Source organism: Halomicrobium sp. HArcht1-1 (assembly GCF_058933285.1).
The window spans coordinates 902621-920502 of the sequence record NZ_JBZYDL010000001.1 but is presented as its reverse complement, the minus strand read 5'-3'; the positions used below and the strand labels follow the sequence as shown (position 1 = coordinate 920502).

19 protein-coding genes are annotated in these 17882 nt (G+C 65.8%); 10 read left to right on the top strand and 9 right to left on the bottom strand.

Annotation, left to right across the window (positions count from 1 at the left end):
- Positions 1 to 67: 67 nt before the first annotated feature.
- Both carA and AC5FRZ_RS04955 read left to right on the top strand, forming a co-directional pair.
- Positions 68 to 1114, top strand: coding sequence for a glutamine-hydrolyzing carbamoyl-phosphate synthase small subunit (carA, locus tag AC5FRZ_RS04960; RefSeq protein ID WP_170093643.1), 1047 nt, complete (start codon positions 68 to 70; stop codon positions 1112 to 1114).
- A gap of 158 nt (positions 1115 to 1272) precedes the next feature.
- On the top strand, positions 1273 to 3009 hold the full coding sequence (locus tag AC5FRZ_RS04955) for a flippase activity-associated protein Agl23 (protein WP_493564045.1): 1737 nt from the start codon (positions 1273 to 1275) through the stop codon (positions 3007 to 3009).
- Here the strand turns inward: AC5FRZ_RS04955 and AC5FRZ_RS04950 are convergent.
- The 3 genes from AC5FRZ_RS04950 to AC5FRZ_RS04940 form a co-directional block, all read right to left on the bottom strand.
- A complete protein-coding gene (locus AC5FRZ_RS04950; RefSeq protein WP_493564044.1) occupies positions 2990 to 3394 on the bottom strand; it encodes a DUF5778 family protein in 405 nt (134 codons plus the stop codon). The two genes, AC5FRZ_RS04955 and AC5FRZ_RS04950, sit on opposite strands and share 20 nt — an antisense overlap.
- Before the next feature lie 186 nt (positions 3395 to 3580).
- A complete protein-coding gene (locus AC5FRZ_RS04945; protein ID WP_015762510.1) occupies positions 3581 to 3775 on the bottom strand; it encodes a cold-shock protein in 195 nt (64 codons plus the stop codon).
- Between the two features lie 5 nt (positions 3776 to 3780).
- On the bottom strand, positions 3781 to 3975 hold the full coding sequence (locus tag AC5FRZ_RS04940) for a cold-shock protein (RefSeq protein WP_015762509.1): 195 nt from the start codon (positions 3973 to 3975) through the stop codon (positions 3781 to 3783).
- Positions 3976 to 4134: 159 nt separating this feature from the next.
- On the opposite strand from AC5FRZ_RS04940, the gene uppS reads away from it, so the two are divergent.
- A complete protein-coding gene (gene uppS, locus AC5FRZ_RS04935; RefSeq protein WP_493564043.1) occupies positions 4135 to 5049 on the top strand; it encodes a polyprenyl diphosphate synthase in 915 nt (304 codons plus the stop codon).
- A 59-nt stretch (positions 5050 to 5108) separates the two neighbouring features.
- Here uppS and AC5FRZ_RS04930 read toward each other — a convergent pair whose 3' ends face one another.
- A complete protein-coding gene (locus tag AC5FRZ_RS04930; RefSeq protein ID WP_170093640.1) occupies positions 5109 to 5717 on the bottom strand; it encodes an undecaprenyl diphosphate synthase family protein in 609 nt (202 codons plus the stop codon).
- A gap of 136 nt (positions 5718 to 5853) precedes the next feature.
- On the opposite strand from AC5FRZ_RS04930, the gene AC5FRZ_RS04925 reads away from it, so the two are divergent.
- Complete coding sequence (locus tag AC5FRZ_RS04925; protein ID WP_372479485.1) at positions 5854 to 7200, top strand: DUF92 domain-containing protein; 1347 nt, start codon at positions 5854 to 5856, stop codon at positions 7198 to 7200.
- A complete protein-coding gene (locus AC5FRZ_RS04920) occupies positions 7197 to 7607 on the top strand; it encodes a GNAT family N-acetyltransferase (RefSeq protein WP_170093638.1) in 411 nt (136 codons plus the stop codon). The genes AC5FRZ_RS04925 and AC5FRZ_RS04920 overlap by 4 nt, the downstream gene beginning before the upstream one ends.
- On the opposite strand, the gene dnaG is transcribed toward AC5FRZ_RS04920, so the two are convergent.
- On the bottom strand, positions 7608 to 8945 hold the full coding sequence (gene dnaG, locus AC5FRZ_RS04915; RefSeq protein WP_493564042.1) for a DNA primase DnaG: 1338 nt from the start codon (positions 8943 to 8945) through the stop codon (positions 7608 to 7610).
- Positions 8946 to 9058: 113 nt separating this feature from the next.
- Positions 9059 to 9796, bottom strand: coding sequence for a sugar phosphate isomerase/epimerase family protein (locus AC5FRZ_RS04910; RefSeq protein ID WP_493564041.1), 738 nt, complete (start codon positions 9794 to 9796; stop codon positions 9059 to 9061).
- Between the two features lie 190 nt (positions 9797 to 9986).
- On the opposite strand from AC5FRZ_RS04910, the gene AC5FRZ_RS04905 reads away from it, so the two are divergent.
- The 4 genes from AC5FRZ_RS04905 (at position 9987) to AC5FRZ_RS04890 (ending at position 13117) form a co-directional block, all read left to right on the top strand.
- Positions 9987 to 10259, top strand: a complete 273-nt coding sequence (locus AC5FRZ_RS04905) for a DUF3311 domain-containing protein (protein WP_493564040.1) — start codon at positions 9987 to 9989, stop codon at positions 10257 to 10259.
- Positions 10252 to 11826 (top strand): sodium:solute symporter family protein, encoded by a 1575-nt coding sequence (locus AC5FRZ_RS04900; protein WP_493564039.1) that lies wholly within the window; start codon positions 10252 to 10254, stop codon positions 11824 to 11826. The genes AC5FRZ_RS04905 and AC5FRZ_RS04900 overlap by 8 nt, the downstream gene beginning before the upstream one ends.
- 223 nt (positions 11827 to 12049) lie before the next feature.
- On the top strand, positions 12050 to 12430 hold the full coding sequence (locus AC5FRZ_RS04895) for a YgaP family membrane protein (RefSeq protein WP_493564038.1): 381 nt from the start codon (positions 12050 to 12052) through the stop codon (positions 12428 to 12430).
- A gap of 117 nt (positions 12431 to 12547) precedes the next feature.
- A complete protein-coding gene (locus AC5FRZ_RS04890; protein ID WP_493564037.1) occupies positions 12548 to 13117 on the top strand; it encodes a type IV pilin domain-containing protein in 570 nt (189 codons plus the stop codon).
- A 116-nt stretch (positions 13118 to 13233) separates the two neighbouring features.
- On the opposite strand, the gene AC5FRZ_RS04885 is transcribed toward AC5FRZ_RS04890, so the two are convergent.
- Together AC5FRZ_RS04885 and AC5FRZ_RS04880 are read right to left on the bottom strand one after the other, a co-directional pair.
- Entirely contained in the window at positions 13234 to 14550 is a 1317-nt protein-coding gene (locus tag AC5FRZ_RS04885; RefSeq protein ID WP_493564036.1) for a cytochrome P450, read from the bottom strand.
- 59 nt (positions 14551 to 14609) lie between these two features.
- Positions 14610 to 15257, bottom strand: coding sequence for a helix-turn-helix domain-containing protein (locus AC5FRZ_RS04880; RefSeq protein WP_493564035.1), 648 nt, complete (start codon positions 15255 to 15257; stop codon positions 14610 to 14612).
- A 94-nt stretch (positions 15258 to 15351) separates the two neighbouring features.
- On the opposite strand from AC5FRZ_RS04880, the gene AC5FRZ_RS04875 reads away from it, so the two are divergent.
- Positions 15352 to 16275, top strand: a complete 924-nt coding sequence (locus tag AC5FRZ_RS04875) for an HFX_2341 family transcriptional regulator (RefSeq protein WP_372479494.1) — start codon at positions 15352 to 15354, stop codon at positions 16273 to 16275.
- 20 nt (positions 16276 to 16295) lie between these two features.
- On the opposite strand, the gene AC5FRZ_RS04870 is transcribed toward AC5FRZ_RS04875, so the two are convergent.
- Complete coding sequence (locus tag AC5FRZ_RS04870) at positions 16296 to 17714, bottom strand: M48 family metalloprotease (RefSeq protein ID WP_493564034.1); 1419 nt, start codon at positions 17712 to 17714, stop codon at positions 16296 to 16298.
- Positions 17715 to 17882 lie beyond the last annotated feature (168 nt).

The following is a 17882-nucleotide window of genomic DNA, read 5'->3' as shown; positions in this document are numbered from 1 at the left end:
ATTACGAAAATCGTAACTCGACTTCGAAAGCAACCCTTATCAGCCCGAACTATGTACGTATCTCGTAATGGCTGACGCATACGTCGCGATCGAAGGTGAGCGTGTCGTCGAGGCACGTTCGCGCGCACCGGGCACCGCACGTGGCGAACTGGTATTTACGACCGCGTACACGGGCTACGAGGAGAGTCTGACCGACCCGTCCTACGAGGAGCAGGTCCTCACGTTCTCCTATCCTCTGATCGGCAACTACGGCGTCCGCGAAGAGCGATTCGAGTCCGATCGAGTCCACCCCCGCGCCGCCGTCGCTCGCGAGATGACCGACGACGTGGCCGAGTGGCTCGAAAGCGAGGGCGTCCCGGCCGTCGACCACCTCGACACCCGGGACGTCGTCACGGAGATCCGCGACGAGGGTGCGATGAAGTGTGGTATCTCGGCCGGCCCCGACGCCAGCGAGGCGGAAGCGCTCGAACAGCTCGCCCAGTGTGAGCACATGTCCGACCACACCGACATCGGCGCACAGGTCAGCGTCGACGAGGCAGAGACCCACAACGAAGCCGGCGACGGGCCGACGGTCGCACTCGTCGACTGTGGCGCGAAGGGGTCGATCGTCTCGTCGCTGGTCGAACGCGACGCCACCGTCCACGTCCTGCCCTACGACACGACTCCGGAGACGGTCGACGAACTCGACCCGGACGTGCTGTTTATCTCGAACGGCCCCGGCGACCCGGTGAACTTCGAGCAAGCCAACGAACTCGTCGCCGAGAAGGTCGGCGACGTCCCCCTCGCTGGCATCTGTCTGGGCCAGCAGGTCGTCGCCAACGCCCTGGGTGGGGACACCGAGAAGATGGAGTTCGGCCACCGCGGCGTCAACCAGCCCGTGCGTGACCTGCGCAGCGGACAGGTCGTCATGACCACCCAGAACCACGGCTACACGGTCGCCGACCCCGGCGAGAAACTCGACGTGACGCAGGTCAACGTCAACGACGACACGCCCGAGGGACTGGAAAACGACGACCTCGACATCATCACCCGCCAGTACCACCCCGAGGCCAACCCCGGCCCCAACGACTCACTTGACTTCTTCGACGACGTGCTGGCGCTGGCAGAAGAGTAATACGACCGGCTGTACCTCTGTGAACGATTTCGCCACTTTGGGGTGGCGAAGATCGTCACGAAGATACAGCCGGCAGTATAAGCGACCGGTCGATCGTCCTTCAGATCGGTTTTGATCGATAGCTATCTCTTTAACGGTGGACTCTCTCTCCCCCCGTAATGGTTGCTGGCGACATCGACTGGCGGGCGCGTGTGAGCGCCGACCCCGCGCTGACGGGGGTGGTCGCGGTGACGGTGCTGGCGCTGGTGGCGCGACTCGTCGACCTGGGAGGACGCATCGCACACTTCGACGAGGGGAGAGTGGCCTACTGGGCGCTGGAGTACGCCGAGACGGGGTCGATCTCCTATCGCTACATCGTCCACGGGCCGCTGGTCCAGTACGTCGACGCCTACCTGTTCCAGTTGCTCGGGACCGGCGACGCCGTGATGCGACTCCCCGTCGCCGTCTTCGGCGGCCTGTTGCCGCTGTCGGCGCTGCTCTTTCGGGACCACCTCCGTGACAGCGAAGTGGTCGCGCTGGCGATCGTACTGGCGGCCAATCCGGTCTTGCTGTACTACTCGCGGTTCTTCCGGAGCACGCTGCTGGTCGCGGGCTTCGTCTTCGTCGCCTTCGGTCTCGCGGTGCGGGCCTACGACACGCGACGGGTCCGCTACGTCTACGGCGTCGCCGCGCTGTTCGGGCTCGCGCTCGCGGCCAAGGAGAACACCGTCGTCTACGCCATCGTCTGGGTCGGCGCGACCGCGCTCGTCGTCGACCAGCTCTTCTTCGCCGAGCGGGGCGAGGAACGCGGTCTCGACCTCGCAAAGCGGTACTGGGATCGGCTCGTGGCCCGTGGGCGATCGCTCGGGTCAGCCGGCGTCGGTCGCTACGCCGGCCACCTCGTCGGGGCCGTCGCCGTCTTCGGACTGGTCGTCGTCTTCTTCTTCGCGCCGCGCAACCCCGCGGACGGCGTCGGACTCTGGTACGCGATCGGACACCCGAGTTCGCTCCCGGCGGTGGTCGACGCCACGGTCGCGGATCTCACCGAGGGCTTCGAGTACTGGTTCGGCGGCACCTCCGATCCGGGCTGTCACAAGGACAACCTCGTCGACGGCTACGCCTGCTTTCTCGGACGGTTCCTCGAAACGCTGCTCGTGGCTGCTCTGCCGCTGTCGGTGCTGGCCGTCGGCGGGTTCCTGATCGAGCGGTACGGCGCGGTCCGTCCGCGTCCCGTCGTGCTCTTTGCTAGCTACTGGGGGTTCGTCTCGGTGGCCGGCTACCCGCTGGGGACCGACATCTACGGGGCCTGGATCACGGTCAACGCGCTGGTGCCACTGGCGATCCCGGCGGCGGTCGGGCTGGCGTACCTCTACCGGCTGGGCCGGACCACCTTCGACGAGGACGACACGGTGTCGACCTCGCTGGTCGGAGTCTTGCTCCTCGTCCTCACTGCCCAGGTCGCCGTGACGGCCGGTGGGCTCGTCTACGAATCGCCGGCCGCGGCGGACAACAACCTCGTCCAGTACGCCCAGCCGACCGACGACTTCCGGCCGGTGCTGGCCGCCGCCGAGGCCGACACCGACGGGACGGACGTGCTGATCTACGGCTCGGAGCTCGCGGCCCCGCGCGGCGTCAGTCCACAGGAGCCAAGCTGTGGCGATCTCGGAGAGCTGTTGCCCCTACAGTGGTACCTCGCTAAACACGACCTGAACGCGTCGTGTGAGGCCGACCCGGCGACCGTCGAAGCCGATCGCCCGCCCGTCGTCGTCGCACGGGGCGACAACGCGACGGCGCTCGAAGCACGGCTGTCGGGATACACGGCCGAGAGCTACCAGTTCCGTGCCTCTGGCGGGGCGACGACGTTCTTCGTCCGAGAAGACGTGAGCGAGGCGGAGCCTACCCTTCGACGCCCGTGACCTCGTACCCCGCGTCCCGCAAGTCCTCGAGGATCGCGGCCTGATCGGCGCTCGCCTCGTAGTAAAACACGATGTCGAAGCTCCCGTCGCGCAACAGCTGTTGGCACTCCCAGACGAACTCCTCGCCGTCGATGGTGAGCCCCTGGTGCTGGTTCGAGGAGAAGTCGGCGTCGTCGTTGCCCGAGTAGACGTAGGTGTCTTTCGGGTCGTGGCCGGCGTGCTCGGCGATGACGTTGCCCGCTTCCAGGGTCGTCTCCATCATCTCGATGTCGTCTTGCCCGTCGAGGTCGGTGTGGACGATCGTACCGTTCAGTTCGATCTCGCCGGGTTCGAGCAGTGCCTTCGTGCGTCGATAGAGGTCTTCGTCGAGTGTCTCCGCGCCCATACGCCTCACTCGTCTGTCGGCACTAATACGACTCACGATTCGCGGTTGCGACCCCGCCGTATCGTTCGTCTACGGCCGTTTCGAGACACGCTGCTCCCGAACGTCTTCGGTCGCCGGACGGACGTAGCAGCGGCCGGTGCCGTCGCTGTCGCGATGGAAAGCGGAGAACTCGACTGCAGCGTGAGCTTACAGTCGCGTCAGGTTCTCGGCTCGCGGACCCTTGTCCGCTTGCACGATGTCGAACTCGACTTCCTGCCCCTCTTCGAGGTCGGGACCGCCGATGTCCTCCATGTGGAAGAACACGTCGTCGTCAGCGTCCTCCGTGTCGATGAATCCGTAACCGCCCGTGTCGTTGAAGAAGTCTACAGTACCTTGCGCCATTGTGATCACAGCCGGGTGAGGTTTTCCGCACGCGGACCCTTGTCCGCTTGCACGATGTCGAACTCGACTTCCTGGCCCTCTTCGAGGTCAGGACCGCCGATGTCTTCCATGTGGAAGAAGACGTCCTCGTCGGCGTCTTCTGTGTCGATAAACCCGTAACCGCCAGTGTCGTTGAAGAAGTCAACCGTACCGGTCGCCATTGCACGTGTTTAGAGGTGGTTCTGCTATTAAAACCCACCGGTTATTCCGACCGATCTCATGGGACGGATTCGAGACGGCCGGTCGAACGGCCCGACGGAGCGGCCGCGGCGGGCGACAGATCGCAAAACTCATGCCCGTCGAGTTTGTCGAATGACACGATGCTACAGCGGGCACGAGCACTTGCGCAATCGGCCTACGAGCGGCTCCTCGAACGCGAACTCTCCGACGCACCCAGTCACGTCGCCGTCATTCAGGACGGCAATCGCCGCTACGCCCGCGAGCAGGGTGCCGAAACCACGGAGGGCTACACCGAAGGAGCGGAAACGACAGAAGCCCTTCTACACTGGTGTGACGAACTCGGAATCGACGAAGTGACGCTCTACACGTTCTCGACGGAGAACTTCGACCGACCGAAGGAACAGCGAGAACACCTCTTCGATCTCATCGAACAGAAGCTCACGGCCTTCGCCGACGCCGACCGCGTCCACGACAACGGCGTCCGAATCCGCGCGATCGGCGAGACCGACATGCTTCCCGAGCGCGTACGGGACGCCATCGACTACGCCGAGGACCAGACCGCCGAATACGATCGACTCCACCTCAACGTCGCGCTGGCCTACGGCGGGCGCGAAGAACTCCTCGGAGCGACGCGTGACATCGCCCGCTCGGTCCAGTCGGGCGAACTCGATCCCCAGTCGGTCGACGCCGACACCATCGAGGGGCGACTCTACGAGGGGCCGACCCGCGACGTCGACCTGATCGTCCGGACCGGCGGCGACGAGCGGACCTCGAATTTCCTCCCCTGGCACGCCAACGGCAACGAGGCAGCGGTCTACTTCTGTGCCCCCTACTGGCCGGAGTTCCGGAAGATCGACTTCCTGCGGGCGATCCGAACCTACGAGAACCGCGCGGCGTCCTGGCGTCGCACGCGCGCTCGCCGCGCGCTGACGCTCGTCCGGGCTCTCGGTCCCGAGGCGTCACAGGCCCGGCGGATCCTCGGTCGCTTCCGTGACGCGCTCACTCGCCAGGAACGGGAGGCCGTCGAAGACGATGTCGACGTAGTCGCGGACTGAGACGGCTTTTCGGACCGACTTCCGAGCGACCGTCTCTCCAATACGCGGTTCGCCGTCGCCTACCGCCCGAATCGGCGCTGTCGATCCTGGTAGTCCCTGAGCGCGCGCAGGTAGTCCCGTTCGCCGAAGTTCTGCCAGTTCACGTCCGTGAAGTACAGTTCGGAGTAGACGGACTGCCAGATCATGAAATCCGAGAGTCGTTCGGCCCCGGTCTTGACGACCAGGTCCGGTGCGGTCGGGAAGACCAGTTGCTCCTCGACGACGCTTTCGTCGATCTCGTCGGGGGCGAGATCGCCGTCGTCGACCGACTGAGCGATCGAGCGGACGGCGATGGCGAACTCGTGTTTGCCGCCGAGCCCGATCGAGACGCCGATCGGGGCGTCTGCCGGGTCGTCGTCGTCGGGTCCGCGAACGGCGACCTCGCGAGGGGCACGCAGGGTCCGCAACTCCGACTCGATCGTCGGGACGACCCCCTCGTCGAGGACGCTGACGTAGACGACGATCCGGTCGGCACCGAACTGCACGGCCAGATCGAAGAACCGCTCCAGGGTCTCGTAGGCACCGTCGACGAGCAGATCGCGCTCTGTGATGACGAGGGCAACTGTCTCGGGGAGCGCCGCGTCGCTCAACTGGAGGCGGGCAGCGAGATACCGGTCGTAGATGGCCACGCAGAGCCGTAGCGCGTCGGCCGGCGTAATTCTTCGGATCGGCGAGACTCACGTAGTGGTCGCCCGTCGACCGCCATCCGACGGCCGGTCGCCGAGTTCGGAAAGGGTAAGTGCCTCTCTACGGTACCAGCGTGACGTGACATCTGCTGTCCGGCGGGCCGTCGGGTTCGCGCTGGTCGGGGCCGTGGCGCTCCTCGTGCCACTCGTCGACGGCGTCGAACCACCGTGGCTGGCGACGGCGCTCGCGATCGCTCCGTTCGTGGGGATCGCGGCGCTCGCACTGACCGTCGTCGACGGCGGTCCGCTGTTCGAGCTGTTCGCCAGGCCGGGCGACCGCGAGGACCAGACCCTGTACGGGCTCGCTGGCTTCGCCCTCTCGATCGCCGGGCTCTCGCTGCTCGCCCTCCAGTTCGGGCTCCCGATGTGGGTGTTCGTCGCCAGCGTGTTCGTGCTTGCCGGTGGGAATCTCGGCACGCGGCTGGTCGAGCGCGTGACCGCCGATGCAGTGGCCGCGACTGCCGGGTTCGTGACGGCGGGGTTCCTGGCGGCGACCGCCGGGAGTGCCGTCTCGGCGATGCTGGCCGGCCGAGCGCTGACGAGTCAGTTCCTCGCGCTGCTTGCGTTCTACGCGGTCAGCGGCGCGCTGCTGGCCGCACTGTTGCGTGCAGTCCTGTTCGAGCGTGACGACCCGCTGGTGTTGTTCTCGATCGGACTGTTGCTGTGGCTGTTCTCCGATCTCCCCCTGCACGACGTGACGGCGGGGCGTATCGCTCTCGCGCTGGGCGTGACGGTCGTCCTCGGCTACGTCTCCTACGCGCTCGATACGGCGTCGCTGCCGGGGATGCTCACCGGCGTCTTCCTCGGCCTCCTGACGATCGTCCTCGGTGACTTCCGGTGGTTCGCCATGCTCATCACCTTCTTCGGTCTCGGTGGTCTGGCGACGAAGTTCCGCTACGACGAGAAGCTCGACCGCGGCATCGCGGAGGAAAACGAGGGTGCTCGGGGCAGCGGCAACGTCCTGGCGAACTCCATCGTCGCGCTCGTGGCCGTCCTCGCCGCCGCGGCGAGCCCGAGCCACACCGGCATCGATCCGATGTTGCTGCTGTACGCCTTCGCGGGCGCGGTCGCCGCCGCGATGAGCGACACCTTCTCCAGCGAGTTCGGCGGCCTCTACGACAATCCGCGGCTGATCACGACGCTTCGGCGCGTCGAACCCGGCACCGACGGCGGCGTGACCTGGCAGGGTGCCGTCGCCGGGCTGGTCGGCTCGGGCATCGTCGCCGGCATCGCTGGCGGCCTGTTCGCGGACATCGGAGCCGTCGGCGCGCTCGTGATCCTCGGTGCCGGCTTCCTCGGCATGCTGGTCGACAGCCTCCTCGGGGCGACGATCGAGGGCGAGACGGTCGGCAACCAGAGCGTGAACCTGCTGGCCACGCTGGCGGCGGCGGTGGCCGGCGGACTCGCCTTCCAGTTCGTGCTATGATCCGCGAGGGCCAGCCCGACGACTGGCCCCGGCTGCGCCGCATTCAGGCCGCGACGCTGTCGGACCCGTGGCCGGAGCTACTGGAGCTGTCGCTCGGCGAGCCGTCGCTGGTCCTGGTTCTGACCGTCGACGAACCCATCGGCTACGCGCTCGTCGTCCCCGACGACGGGGTCGCCTACGTCGCGGAGTTCGCGATCGCGCCCGACAGACAGGGCGAGGGCAACGGGAGCCGCCTGATGCGGGCACTGCTGGAGCGACTGGCCGAGCACGGAATCGACACGGTGCGGCTCACCGCGCGGGCCGACGCCGAGCGCGTCCACGCGTTCTACCGTGGGTTCGGGTTCACCGTCGTCGAGGAGATACCGGACCACTACGACGACGCCGACGGTCTGGTGTTCGAGCGGTAGCTACAGGTCCTCGATCGTCCGCACGCGGACCGCCGTCGGCTGTTTGACGAACTCGCCTCTCTGTCGGGCGACGATCTCGTCGACGCCCCGCTGGGCCGCCACGTCGAGGAGTCGCTGGGAGAGCGTGTCGTCGAGGACGACCGCCGTCGGGATCTGATCGCCCCCCTCGACGAGCGCGAACGCCTCGCTCGCGGGACCTTCCCGGAGGACGTTCGACTCGTCGTCGAGCAGCCGGACGGTCCCGGTGCCTTCGGTGACGACCGCCTGTGCGTGTGCCGCCACCGTCGACGGCGACGCGTCGTCGCTTGCGTCCCCGCCGCCGTCGTCGGGCTCGCCGGGTGAGCGCTCGGCGGCCTCTGGGGACGCTTGGCTGTCGGCCTCGGGGCTCACGGGTTCGACCGTCTCGGACGGGGCCGACGCCGCGTCGGCGGTCCCGACCTCGGCGTCGACGTCTCGGCCGCCGGAGGTGACTGCGCGTGGCTCGTCGGGCTCGTCCCCGGACGCGTCCGGCGTCGCCGCGATCGGGGCCGGGCTCCCCTCGTCGACGGCCTCGTAGGGGACCTTGTCCCGTAGCGCCGCGAGAATCTGTGAGCGCGAGAGGTCCTCGACGCACGTGCCGGCCGGCGCGAAGGCGACGTGATCGACCGCACCGACCTGTGCCAGCTCCTTCAGGATCAACTCGCCGCCGCGGTCGCCGTCGAGGAACGCGGTGACGGTCCGCTCGCGGCTCAGGTCGGCGATCGCCTCGGGCACGTCCGTCCCCTCGACGGCGACGGCGTTTTTGATGCCGAACTGGAGCAACTGGAGCACGTCGGCTCGCCCCTCGACGACGATGATGGCGTCGCTCTCGGCGACGCGTGGGCCGGCGGGCAGTCCCTCGTACTCGGTGATGTCCTCGACGCGGAGGCGCTGGCGGACCTCTTCGACGATGTCGTGGGAGGTGATCGCCTCGGCCTCGAAGTCTGCGAGCAGCTCCGTGGCTCGTTCGACGACCTCGCGGCGCTTCGCGTGCCGAACGTCTTCGAGGTCGGTGACGGTGACGGTCGCACGGCACGGTCCGACCCGCTCGATCGTCTCCAGCGACGCCGCGAGGATCGCCGTCTCGACGCGGTCGAGTCCGCTCGCGATCGTGATCTCGCCGAAAGACTGTCCCCCTTCCGAGGTCACTTCGACGTCGACGCGCCCGACTTTCGACCCCTCCTGTAGCTCCCGGAGGTCGAGCTCGTCGCCGAGCAGCCCTTCGGTCTGTCCGAAGACTGCGCCGACGACGTCGTTTCGCTCGACGACGCCGTTCGCGGTAAAGTCTGCGTGGATGAGATATTTCGTAGAGTCCTGCATTCCTGGATTCCAGTTGCCGGGGAACCGACCCCGTATTCGTGTCGAAAAGACGTTCGATTGGCCGCCTGAAATAGCTGCCGACCGGTCCCCGTCGGGCTAGGTGTCGGCCCCGTCTACCGGACTGCGCCGGAGAGTACGTCCGCGCCGTTTGCCAGCGCCGTCACGGGATCGTCGGGGTCGTCGTTCTCGAAGACGGCCCACTCGGCGTCGATCTCTCGGGCGGCCCTCGCGACGGCCTCGACGTCGAGGTCGCCCTCGCCCAGTGGGGGCGCGGCCTCGCTGTCGAGGTGAACGTCCTTGAAGTGGACCAGCGAGATGCGGTCGGCGTATCGTTTGAGGAGAGCGACGGGATCCGCACCGCCGTACAGCGCCCACCCGGCGTCGACCTCGAACGAGAGGTCGTCGCTGGACCGGTCGACGAGCAGATCGAAGGCCACGCCCTCGTCGGTCTCGACGAACTCCTGGTCGTGGTTGTGGTAGTGTAGTCGCATCCCGCGGTCCGCGACCGCTCCGGCCAGGTCCGAGAGCCGGTCGGCCGTCGCCTCGACCGCCTCGACCGTCTCGAACTGGTCGGGATCGAGCCACGGCACGACGATGTCCTCGTACCCCAGCGCCTCGGCGGTCTCGACGACGCCGTCGAGGTCGTCTTCGAGGGCCTCGATTCCGACGTGTGCCGACGAGGCGACGAGACCGGCGTCTTCGAGGGCCTGTCGGATCGCTGCGGCGGGCTCCTCGTCGACGCGATAGGCGAACTCGACGCCGTCGAACCCGGCGTCGCCGACGCGGGCGAGCACGTCGAGGATCGACTCGTTGATCTCGCGGAGCGTGTACAGCTGGATTGCGGTCTGCATGCGTCGGCGTTGCGGACGTGTCCTCAAATAGCTACGGCCACGTTTCGACCGAACTCGTCCGTCCCGACTGCGATCGTCGCCGGCCGATTCCGTCACCGCCACGACGGCATGTCGAACAGCATTTCTCTTCATCTCGGACTATTGAAGAGGCGTCATACATATGTTGGTCCAGTTGTAAGCCAGTACAACGATGTGGGACGCCTCGAACTGGACACGCAGTCGCTTCGAAGCGTTCGGGTGGGCACTTGCCGCGCTCGTAGTGGCGGCACTGGCGGTCCCGTGGTTCCTCTGGCGAGACAGCACCGTCGTCGCCGGGCTGCCGCTGTGGGTGTGGTGGCACGTCGGTTGGATGGGGCTGGCGTCGGTCGCCTTCTACGCCTTCACCCGCTATGGCTGGGGCGTCGGCGTCGAGAGCGCGGATCCAGCAGCGACCGAGACGCCGGAGGTGAGTCGTGATGACTGACACGACGATCCAGCTCGGTATCGTCGGCGGCTACATGGTGCTGGCGGCGGCTATCGGCGTCGTCGCCTACCGCCTGACCGACCGCACGGCGGAAGACTACTACCTCGCCAGCCGGACCTTCGGCACGGTCGTCCTGCTGTTCACGACGTTCGCGACGCTGCTGTCGGCGTTTACCTTCTTCGGCGGCCCCAACCTCACCTTCGCGCAGGGTCCCGAGTGGCTGCTGGTGATGGGGCTGATGGACGGGATCATCTTCGCCGTCCTCTGGTACGTGCTGGGGTACAAGCAGTGGCTCGTCGGCCAGCGCCACGGCTACGTCACGCTCGGGGAGATGCTGGGCGATCGCTTCGGCTCGCGTCTCCTCCGCGGGCTCGTGGCGGCGATCAGTCTCTTCTGGCTCTTTCCCTACGTGATGCTCCAGCAGAAGGGTGCCGGACAGGCGATCGTCGGGCTGACCGACGGCGCAGTCCCGTTCTGGGTCGGTGCCGGCGGCATCACGCTCTTTATGATCGTCTACGTCGCCGTCTCGGGGATGCGCGGGGTCGCCTGGACTGACACGCTCCAGGGCATCGTCATGCTCGGGCTCATCTGGGCGGCCGTCGCCTGGATCCTCTCGGCGGTCGGCGGCCCGTCGGCTGCGACGGCGCGTCTCGCCGAGACCGATCCCGAGTTCCTCGCACTGGGCGGGGGCCTGTACACGCCGGAGTACATCCTCTCGACGGCGATCTCCATTGCCTTCGGCGTGACGATGTTTCCCCAGATCAACCAGCGGTTCTTCGTCGCCCGCTCCCAGAAAGTGCTCAAGCGGACGCTGGCGCTGTGGCCCGTGCTGGTGGTCCTGCTGTTCGTCCCCGCGTTCATGCTCGGCGCGTGGGCCGCCGGCCTGGGCGTCACCGTCCCGGAGAACGGCAACGTGATTCCCGCGGTGCTCAACGAGTACACCGCCGGGTGGTTCACGGCGGCCGTCGTCGCCGCGGCCCTGGCCGCGATGATGTCCTCCAGCGACTCGATGCTGCTCTCGGGCGCGTCGTATCTCACCCGCGACCTCTACCGACCGGTGACCGACCTCGCAGACGAGGAGCCGACGCTGCCGGCCCGCGCGTCGCTGGTCGGTCGCGTCCGCCGCTCGCTGCTCGGGCTGGCCGTCTCGATCGGCCGCCTGCTTCGATCAGACCAGGACCGCGAGGCGCTGCTCGCACGCGGGGGGGTCGTCGTCTTCGCGACGCTCTCGTTCGTCGCCAGTCTCTCCGCGCCGGGGACGCTCGTCCAGATCGGCGACACCGCCTTCGGCGGGTTCGCCCAGCTCGCCCTCCCGGTGATCGTCGCGCTGTACTGGTCCCGGACGACTCGCTGGGGGATGTACGCCGGCATCGGCGGCTCGCAGCTGTTCTACCTCGCCAGCGTCTTCCTCTCGGGTGTGCCCCAGAGCTACTTCGGTGGCTGGTCGGCCAGCGTCGTCTGCATGGCGCTGGGACTGGCCCTGACCGTCGGCGTCTCGCTCGTGACGAGTGCGTCCCCCGGCGAGGACGCCAGCCTGTACAGCGTCTCGGGCGTCGACGGCGACTGATACTGCCGGCTGTCACTGTTTCATACTGCCGGCTGGAACTTCGTGACGAGCTTCGCCACCCTGGGGTGGCGAAATCGGTCACAGATGTACAGCCGGTAGTAGCAAGCGATTCGCGACTACGGGGTCGCAAAATTCGTGACAGACGTACTGCCGGCAGTATGACGACCGGTCGTCCGAGACCCATAGGTGAAGATACAAGAGCGTCGAACCCGACGATACGAGTATGGGTTCAACGGACAACGTTGGCGGCCGTGATCGGATCGTACGCGCGCTACTGGCGGTCGTGCTGAGTGTCGCAGCGCTTCGCTCGCTCCGGAACGGCAAGCGACTGCGCGGTCTGCTCGCCGGAATCGGCGCACTGGCCTTTGGCTTCAACGCCACGACGAAGTACTGTGGGGTCAACGACGCGCTCGGCGTCGATACGACCGGCGACGAGGTCAGCCTCGACATCGACGAACTGCGAGGCGAGGACACGGAGACTGTCGTCGAGGACGCGTCCGAGGACGGCGGACTCACCTGTGCCGACTGTGGCGAGCCGATCGTCCCCGGCGAACGTCGCGGCCCCGACGAGAGCGGCGAGATCGTCCACGATCGCTGTCACTGAGTTCGCAGACGCTTCACAGACGGACAGTCGACGAAGTACAGTCGTTCTGGTAGTTCGGACTCACGATCGATAACCGGAGACTGGATTTTTTGTGTTAGCTCTACAGAACTACCGACTATGGGGTCGTCTCGATCCGATCGTGCCGTTTCACCGGTCGTGGCGAACGTCCTGTTGGTCGCGGTCGTCGTGATCCTGGCCGCGACCGTCTCGGTGTTCGCGCTCGGGTTCGCCGAGGAGACGACCAATCCGGGACCCGTCGTCGGCCAGTCCAGTGGCACGCTCGAAGCGAACACCGTGGGTGACGGCAACGGTATCGTCCGGCTCACTCACGTCGCGGGCGACAGGATCCCGGTCCCCGAGATGGAGGTCGCCGTCGACGCGACCGACGCCTGCGGCAAGAAGGGGCGGCTGGTGAACCTCCCCGTCGACCGGTACAGCGGCAAGGCGATCGGTCCCGGCAACATCGAGGGCGACGACATCTTCGACGAGCGGTCGTACAACAGCGGCGGCACGCCCGACGAGAACGCGATCCACGGATCGGAGTACACGGCCAGCGATCAGATCGCGTTCCGCATCCCCGATACGGACTGTACGATCGAGGAAGGCGAAGAGATCACCGTCCGCGTCGTTCACACGCCGACGGAGTCGGTTCCGATCACGAAGACGTTGACCGCGACGAGCCAGTGACGCTTTGCACTCCGGCGACGGGTCCTGATTCCGTCTCACACTGCCGGCTGTCACTGTTTCACGATATTCGCCACCCCAGGGTGGCAAGATTCTTTACAGACTTACAGCCGGTAGTATCAGTCCCGGCGGTGGACGGTCATCTCGACTGGCCCGTCCGGACGGAGCGTGATCGACGGGGCAAAGGAGAGGTCGTCGTGGGGTTCGACGGTCCAGTCCTGTGCGACGGTCGCCAGGACGAGACGGGCTTCGAGCATGGCGAACCGGTCGCCGATACAGCGACGGGGGCCGCCCCCGAAGGGGAAGTACCCGAACTTCGGGATCGACCGCTCGAACTCCCCGCTCCAGCGCTCCGGGCGGAACGACAGCGGCTCGTCGTAGATGCGATCGTCGTGGTGGATCACCCAGGGGTGCATCGTGACCGTCGTTCCTGCGGGAATCTCGTAGTCACCGAGCGTGTCGGGTTCGGTGGCTTCCCTGACCAGTTCCCAGACCGGCGGATAGCGTCGCATACTCTCCTTGATCGTCTGCTCGGTGTACGGAAGATCGTCGAGATCGCCCATCGTGGGGAGCCGTCCACCGAGCACGTCGTCCAGTTCCGCCTGCAACCGCTCGCGCTGCTCGGCGTTGCGCCCGAGGAGGTGCAACGCGTAGGTCAGCGTCAGCGCGGTGGTCTCGTGTCCGGCGAGGAGGATCGTCACGATCTCGTCGCGGACGCGTTCGCGCGTGATGTCTTCACCCTGTGCGGCGAGGAGCATCGAGACGACGTCGTCGCCGCCGTCTGCCTCGTGCTTCTCGACGATCCGGTCGGCGACGTCGTCGAGCGTCTCGAGGGCGTCCCGATAGCGGCGGTTCTCCGGCGTCGGAACCCAGTCGGGGGCGTGGTACGGCCGTTCGGCGTAGTCCATCACCGCTTCGAGCGCGTCGCTGATGGCCGCCTGTTCGTCGCGAATGTCCACGTCGAACAGTGCATCGGCAGCGATCTCGACGGTGAGATGCATCATATCCTCGTGTACGTTGCGCGTCTCACCGTCGGACCACGAGTCGAGCAGTCGCTCGATACCGTCGGTCATCTGCTCGGAGTACGCCTCCAGCATCTGCGGGTGGAAGGCCGGTTGGACTCGGTGGCGCTGGTCGCGCCAGGCACTGCCCTCGCTGGTGAGCAGTCCCTCGCCCAGCGCGTCACCCAGTGCCTCCTGAAACAGTTCGCCTTTGATGTAGGACTGGTTGTTCTGGACGAGGACCTGTTCGACGAGTTCGGGGTCGCTGATCTGGTAGATCGTAGTTCCAGCGACCTCGAAGGAAGCAACCGGCCCGTACTCCTCGGCCGTGTCGGTGACGAATCCGAGGCGGTCGTCGGCGAACTCGAAGGTGCTGCCGACGATCGGGTAGCCGCTGGGTCCGGGTGGCGTGTCGGTGTGGTTCGTCGTTGCCATTGTATCCCGAATATATGGGGCCAGTGTCAATCGGTGTACTGCGGGCGAAGGCTGGCCGTTTAAGTCAGTCGCGGAAGCAACCGCGCCTCGATCTTGCGCAGGTGCTCCGAGGCGGTGCTCTCCGCACAGCCGACGGCAGCCGCGACGTCTTCGATCGTCGCGGTCCGTGGCGTCGCGTAGTAGCCCACGTCGACGGCTGCATCGAGGACGGCCCGCTGGCGATCGGTCAGCGCCGACCGTGCGGCGTCGACCTCCGGATCGTAGGTGCCCAGCTGCTCGATCTGTACGTCGGCCGTCACGTCGGCGGGGAGGTCCGCCATCGCGTCGTGGAGTGCCTCGGACCCACCTGCGACGCGGACCGTCACGCTCTCGGTTTCGAGTTCGATCGGCAACTCGACGAGCAGCCGGTGGCGCTCGACGATTCGGAGCAACTCTGCCAGCTCCGCACTCGGCCGGGAGTGAATGAAGACGTACAGATCACCGTCGTCGGTGTCGAACACGTCGTAGGAGATGGCGTCGTCCCACGCTTCGAGATCGCTGACGACGCTGCTACGGGTGGCTTCCAGCCGGCACAGCTCTACGAGCGTGTCGTCGTGGAAGTAGTTCATGTTACAGATCGTCCCGTGATCGACGTCGAGGCCCGGCACCAACGCGTCCTGGCGCTCCGAGGAGGGCGACCGCGGAAACGTGAGTGTCAGATACCGCATATCGGTGGTCGCGTCGGCCAGCAAAAGACACTGTCGACCGCCCCGACACACGCGAGAGGCTACTCTTTTGCCTCCGACACGAGTAGCCCGGGACATGCAGACCCACATCGTCCCGGTCGGGTTCGACTACGACCGGCTGATCGCGCCGCTGGTGCGCGAGCAACTGGACGTGGACCACGTCATCCTGTTGGAAGGAGCCGTCGGCAGCGAGGCCAACGTCGAGTACTCCCAGCACCTCGCCGAGAAACTGGAGACGGACTACCAGAACCTGCTGGGCGCGACCACCGAGCGGTTCGTCATCGAGGACGTGTACGACTACGACGCCGCCTTCGAACAGGCCTTCGAACTCATCAACGCCGAACTCGACGAGGGCAACGAGGTGTGGGTCAACATCTCCGCGATGCCCCGGACCGTCTCCTTTGCCTTCGCGACGGCGTCGCACTCGATCATGGTCGAACGCGAGGGTGACCGAGACCGCATCCACACCTACTACACCGTCCCCGAGAAGTACCTCGAAACGGAACTGGCCGAGGAACTACGCCGCCAGAACGACCTACTGGAGGAGCTGAAAGCCGAGGTCGACGGGATCGCGTCCGACGAGAACGACGAGGAACTCCGAGAGCGGGTCACGGCCCGCCTCGACTCGGCGCGTGATCTGCTCGACGAGTTCGACGAGCGCGGGACCACTATCGGTGCCAAGGAGATCGACGGCAGTCACGTCGTCGAGTTGCCCGTCGCCTCCTTCTCGAACGTCAAGCCCTTCGAGGAAGTGATCCTCTTTACGCTCGGCGAACACGGCGAGTTCGAGTCCGTCTCCGAACTGGCCCAGGCACTGGCCCGGGACATGGGCGAGGAGTACACCGACAGCTTCCGCTCGAAGGTGATCTACAACGTCGACCGGCTCGGCCCCGGCGGGAAAGGCTACATCGAACAGGAGGAACACGGGAAGTCGTACCGAACGCGCCTGTCGCGGATCGGAGAGCTGTGGGTGCGAGCCCACGGGGACCGAGAACAGTAGCTGAATCGAGCCCCCTCACGTCACTGCGTAGTCGATCCCGGCTGATCCGATTGTCCGCGCTTCCTCGACGACCGTTGCTCGTCTTCAGCCAGCTCGTCGAGACGGTCGAGACGGCGCTCGATCGATGGGTGTTTACTTGTGAGTTCGTGTGTCGTCCCAGTCTCGTTGGGCATCGCGTTCACCGTTGCAATCGACTGCAGCGCGTCTTGCATCGCTGCTGGACTCGTGAGTGTCGCTGCGTAGGCGTCCGCTTCGAACTCCTGACGGATCCCGACCCAGCCCAGACCGAACTGCCAGTAGACGACGACCGAGAAAACCAGCAGCCAGACAATCTGAATCACGTTCGCGTAGAGCCAGAACACGAGGAACCAGTACACGACCGCGAACGCTGCTCGTTTGAGGTGGTGTCGGTGGGCCGCGTGCCCGAGTTCGTGTGCGACGACCGCAGCGACCTGCTCGGGAGAGAACTCGTCGACGATATCGTCTGTCAGGAAGATCCAGTGGTTCCCGAATAGTCCAGCGATGAGACCTTGTGCCACGACAGTGTCCTCGGTATCGAGCCGGTAGAGTCCTCGTACTGACAGGCCTTTTTCTCGAAAGAGCCCGATTACGGATTCTCGCTCCTCGCCGGTCAACGGTCGGGCGTCGTTGAATAGCAAGATCAACAGCGGTGAGATCGATTGCCAGAATACGGTCAAAAGGCCGACCAGTATGCCGCCGACGATCGGTGACGCGAGAATCTGTGAGGCGAACGTCAGCAGGACTGCTCCGACCAGCCAGAACCAGCCGGCTTTCAACGTCACTTCTTTCGCCCAGTCAGTGGCCACTTTGTGCCACTGATATTCGCCACCCAGAAGGTTCTGGATCTTTGGTCTGGTCACGAGCGTGATCGCCAGCCACGGCAGGCCAGCGAACGGTCCGAGTGCAACGAACCACTTCGTAACTCGCCACCAAGCGCCCAGCGATTCAACTGGTAGTACTGCCTGCGAGACGATGGACACCACGTCGAGAGCGCCCAGCCAGTGAGCACTCAGCACAGCGAAGACCGGGAATACGAGGACAGTACCGCTGTGGGCCTGCCGAATCGCCTGAACCCGATCGGTCACCGGCGCGTCGGCGTCTGCCAGCTCGTGGATAGACACGAGAACGGTGACGACAGAGCCAATCGTGCAGAAGACAAGGACAGCGAACAGCATCAGGACGCCCGGGACACGGAGTCGATCGAGAATCTGGCCGCTTGCTTCGACGCTGGACTGGACACGGTGTGCCTGTCCGCTCGAAAGTTCACGCGTCACCGCGTCGGTTCCGCTCGAATCAACCTCAACTGCCGTCCGATCCGCTCGCGGCGTCAGTTCTTCGGTGGCACCACTCACCAGCGGAACCACCGCCCCGAGCAGCAACAGACCAAGTACAACGGCTGTCGACGTACGACCGACCATTACAATTCACTCTCGAACAAACAGTATTGAAACTACTGGTGTGTTGAAACAGATGGGTTCCGATAGCTGTGTGTATCCTTCCGGCATCAGAAATCGAAGTCGTTAACGCCCCCTCTCGACTAACCCCGAGTAGATGATGCGTCGAGCACCCACTGCGCTCGTTCTCCG

Excerpts from the sequence above, each read along its gene's own strand:
- carA (WP_170093643.1), top strand. The coding sequence starts at position 68 with ATGGCTGACGCATACGTCGCGATCGAAGGTGAGCGTGTCGTCGAGGCA.
- AC5FRZ_RS04955 (WP_493564045.1), top strand. The coding sequence starts at position 1,273 with ATGGTTGCTGGCGACATCGACTGGCGGGCGCGTGTGAGCGCCGACCCC.
- AC5FRZ_RS04950 (WP_493564044.1), bottom strand. The coding sequence starts at position 3,394 with ATGGGCGCGGAGACACTCGACGAAGACCTCTATCGACGCACGAAGGCA.
- AC5FRZ_RS04945 (WP_015762510.1), bottom strand. The coding sequence starts at position 3,775 with ATGGCGCAAGGTACTGTAGACTTCTTCAACGACACGGGCGGTTACGGA.
- AC5FRZ_RS04940 (WP_015762509.1), bottom strand. The coding sequence starts at position 3,975 with ATGGCGACCGGTACGGTTGACTTCTTCAACGACACTGGCGGTTACGGG.
- uppS (WP_493564043.1), top strand. The coding sequence starts at position 4,135 with ATGCTACAGCGGGCACGAGCACTTGCGCAATCGGCCTACGAGCGGCTC.
- AC5FRZ_RS04920 (WP_170093638.1), top strand. The coding sequence starts at position 7,197 with ATGATCCGCGAGGGCCAGCCCGACGACTGGCCCCGGCTGCGCCGCATT.
- dnaG (WP_493564042.1), bottom strand. The coding sequence starts at position 8,945 with ATGCAGGACTCTACGAAATATCTCATCCACGCAGACTTTACCGCGAAC.
- AC5FRZ_RS04910 (WP_493564041.1), bottom strand. The coding sequence starts at position 9,796 with ATGCAGACCGCAATCCAGCTGTACACGCTCCGCGAGATCAACGAGTCG.
- AC5FRZ_RS04905 (WP_493564040.1), top strand. The coding sequence starts at position 9,987 with ATGTGGGACGCCTCGAACTGGACACGCAGTCGCTTCGAAGCGTTCGGG.
- AC5FRZ_RS04900 (WP_493564039.1), top strand. The coding sequence starts at position 10,252 with ATGACTGACACGACGATCCAGCTCGGTATCGTCGGCGGCTACATGGTG.
- AC5FRZ_RS04895 (WP_493564038.1), top strand. The coding sequence starts at position 12,050 with ATGGGTTCAACGGACAACGTTGGCGGCCGTGATCGGATCGTACGCGCG.
- AC5FRZ_RS04890 (WP_493564037.1), top strand. The coding sequence starts at position 12,548 with ATGGGGTCGTCTCGATCCGATCGTGCCGTTTCACCGGTCGTGGCGAAC.
- AC5FRZ_RS04885 (WP_493564036.1), bottom strand. The coding sequence starts at position 14,550 with ATGGCAACGACGAACCACACCGACACGCCACCCGGACCCAGCGGCTAC.
- AC5FRZ_RS04880 (WP_493564035.1), bottom strand. The coding sequence starts at position 15,257 with ATGCGGTATCTGACACTCACGTTTCCGCGGTCGCCCTCCTCGGAGCGC.
- AC5FRZ_RS04875 (WP_372479494.1), top strand. The coding sequence starts at position 15,352 with ATGCAGACCCACATCGTCCCGGTCGGGTTCGACTACGACCGGCTGATC.
- AC5FRZ_RS04870 (WP_493564034.1), bottom strand. The coding sequence starts at position 17,714 with ATGGTCGGTCGTACGTCGACAGCCGTTGTACTTGGTCTGTTGCTGCTC.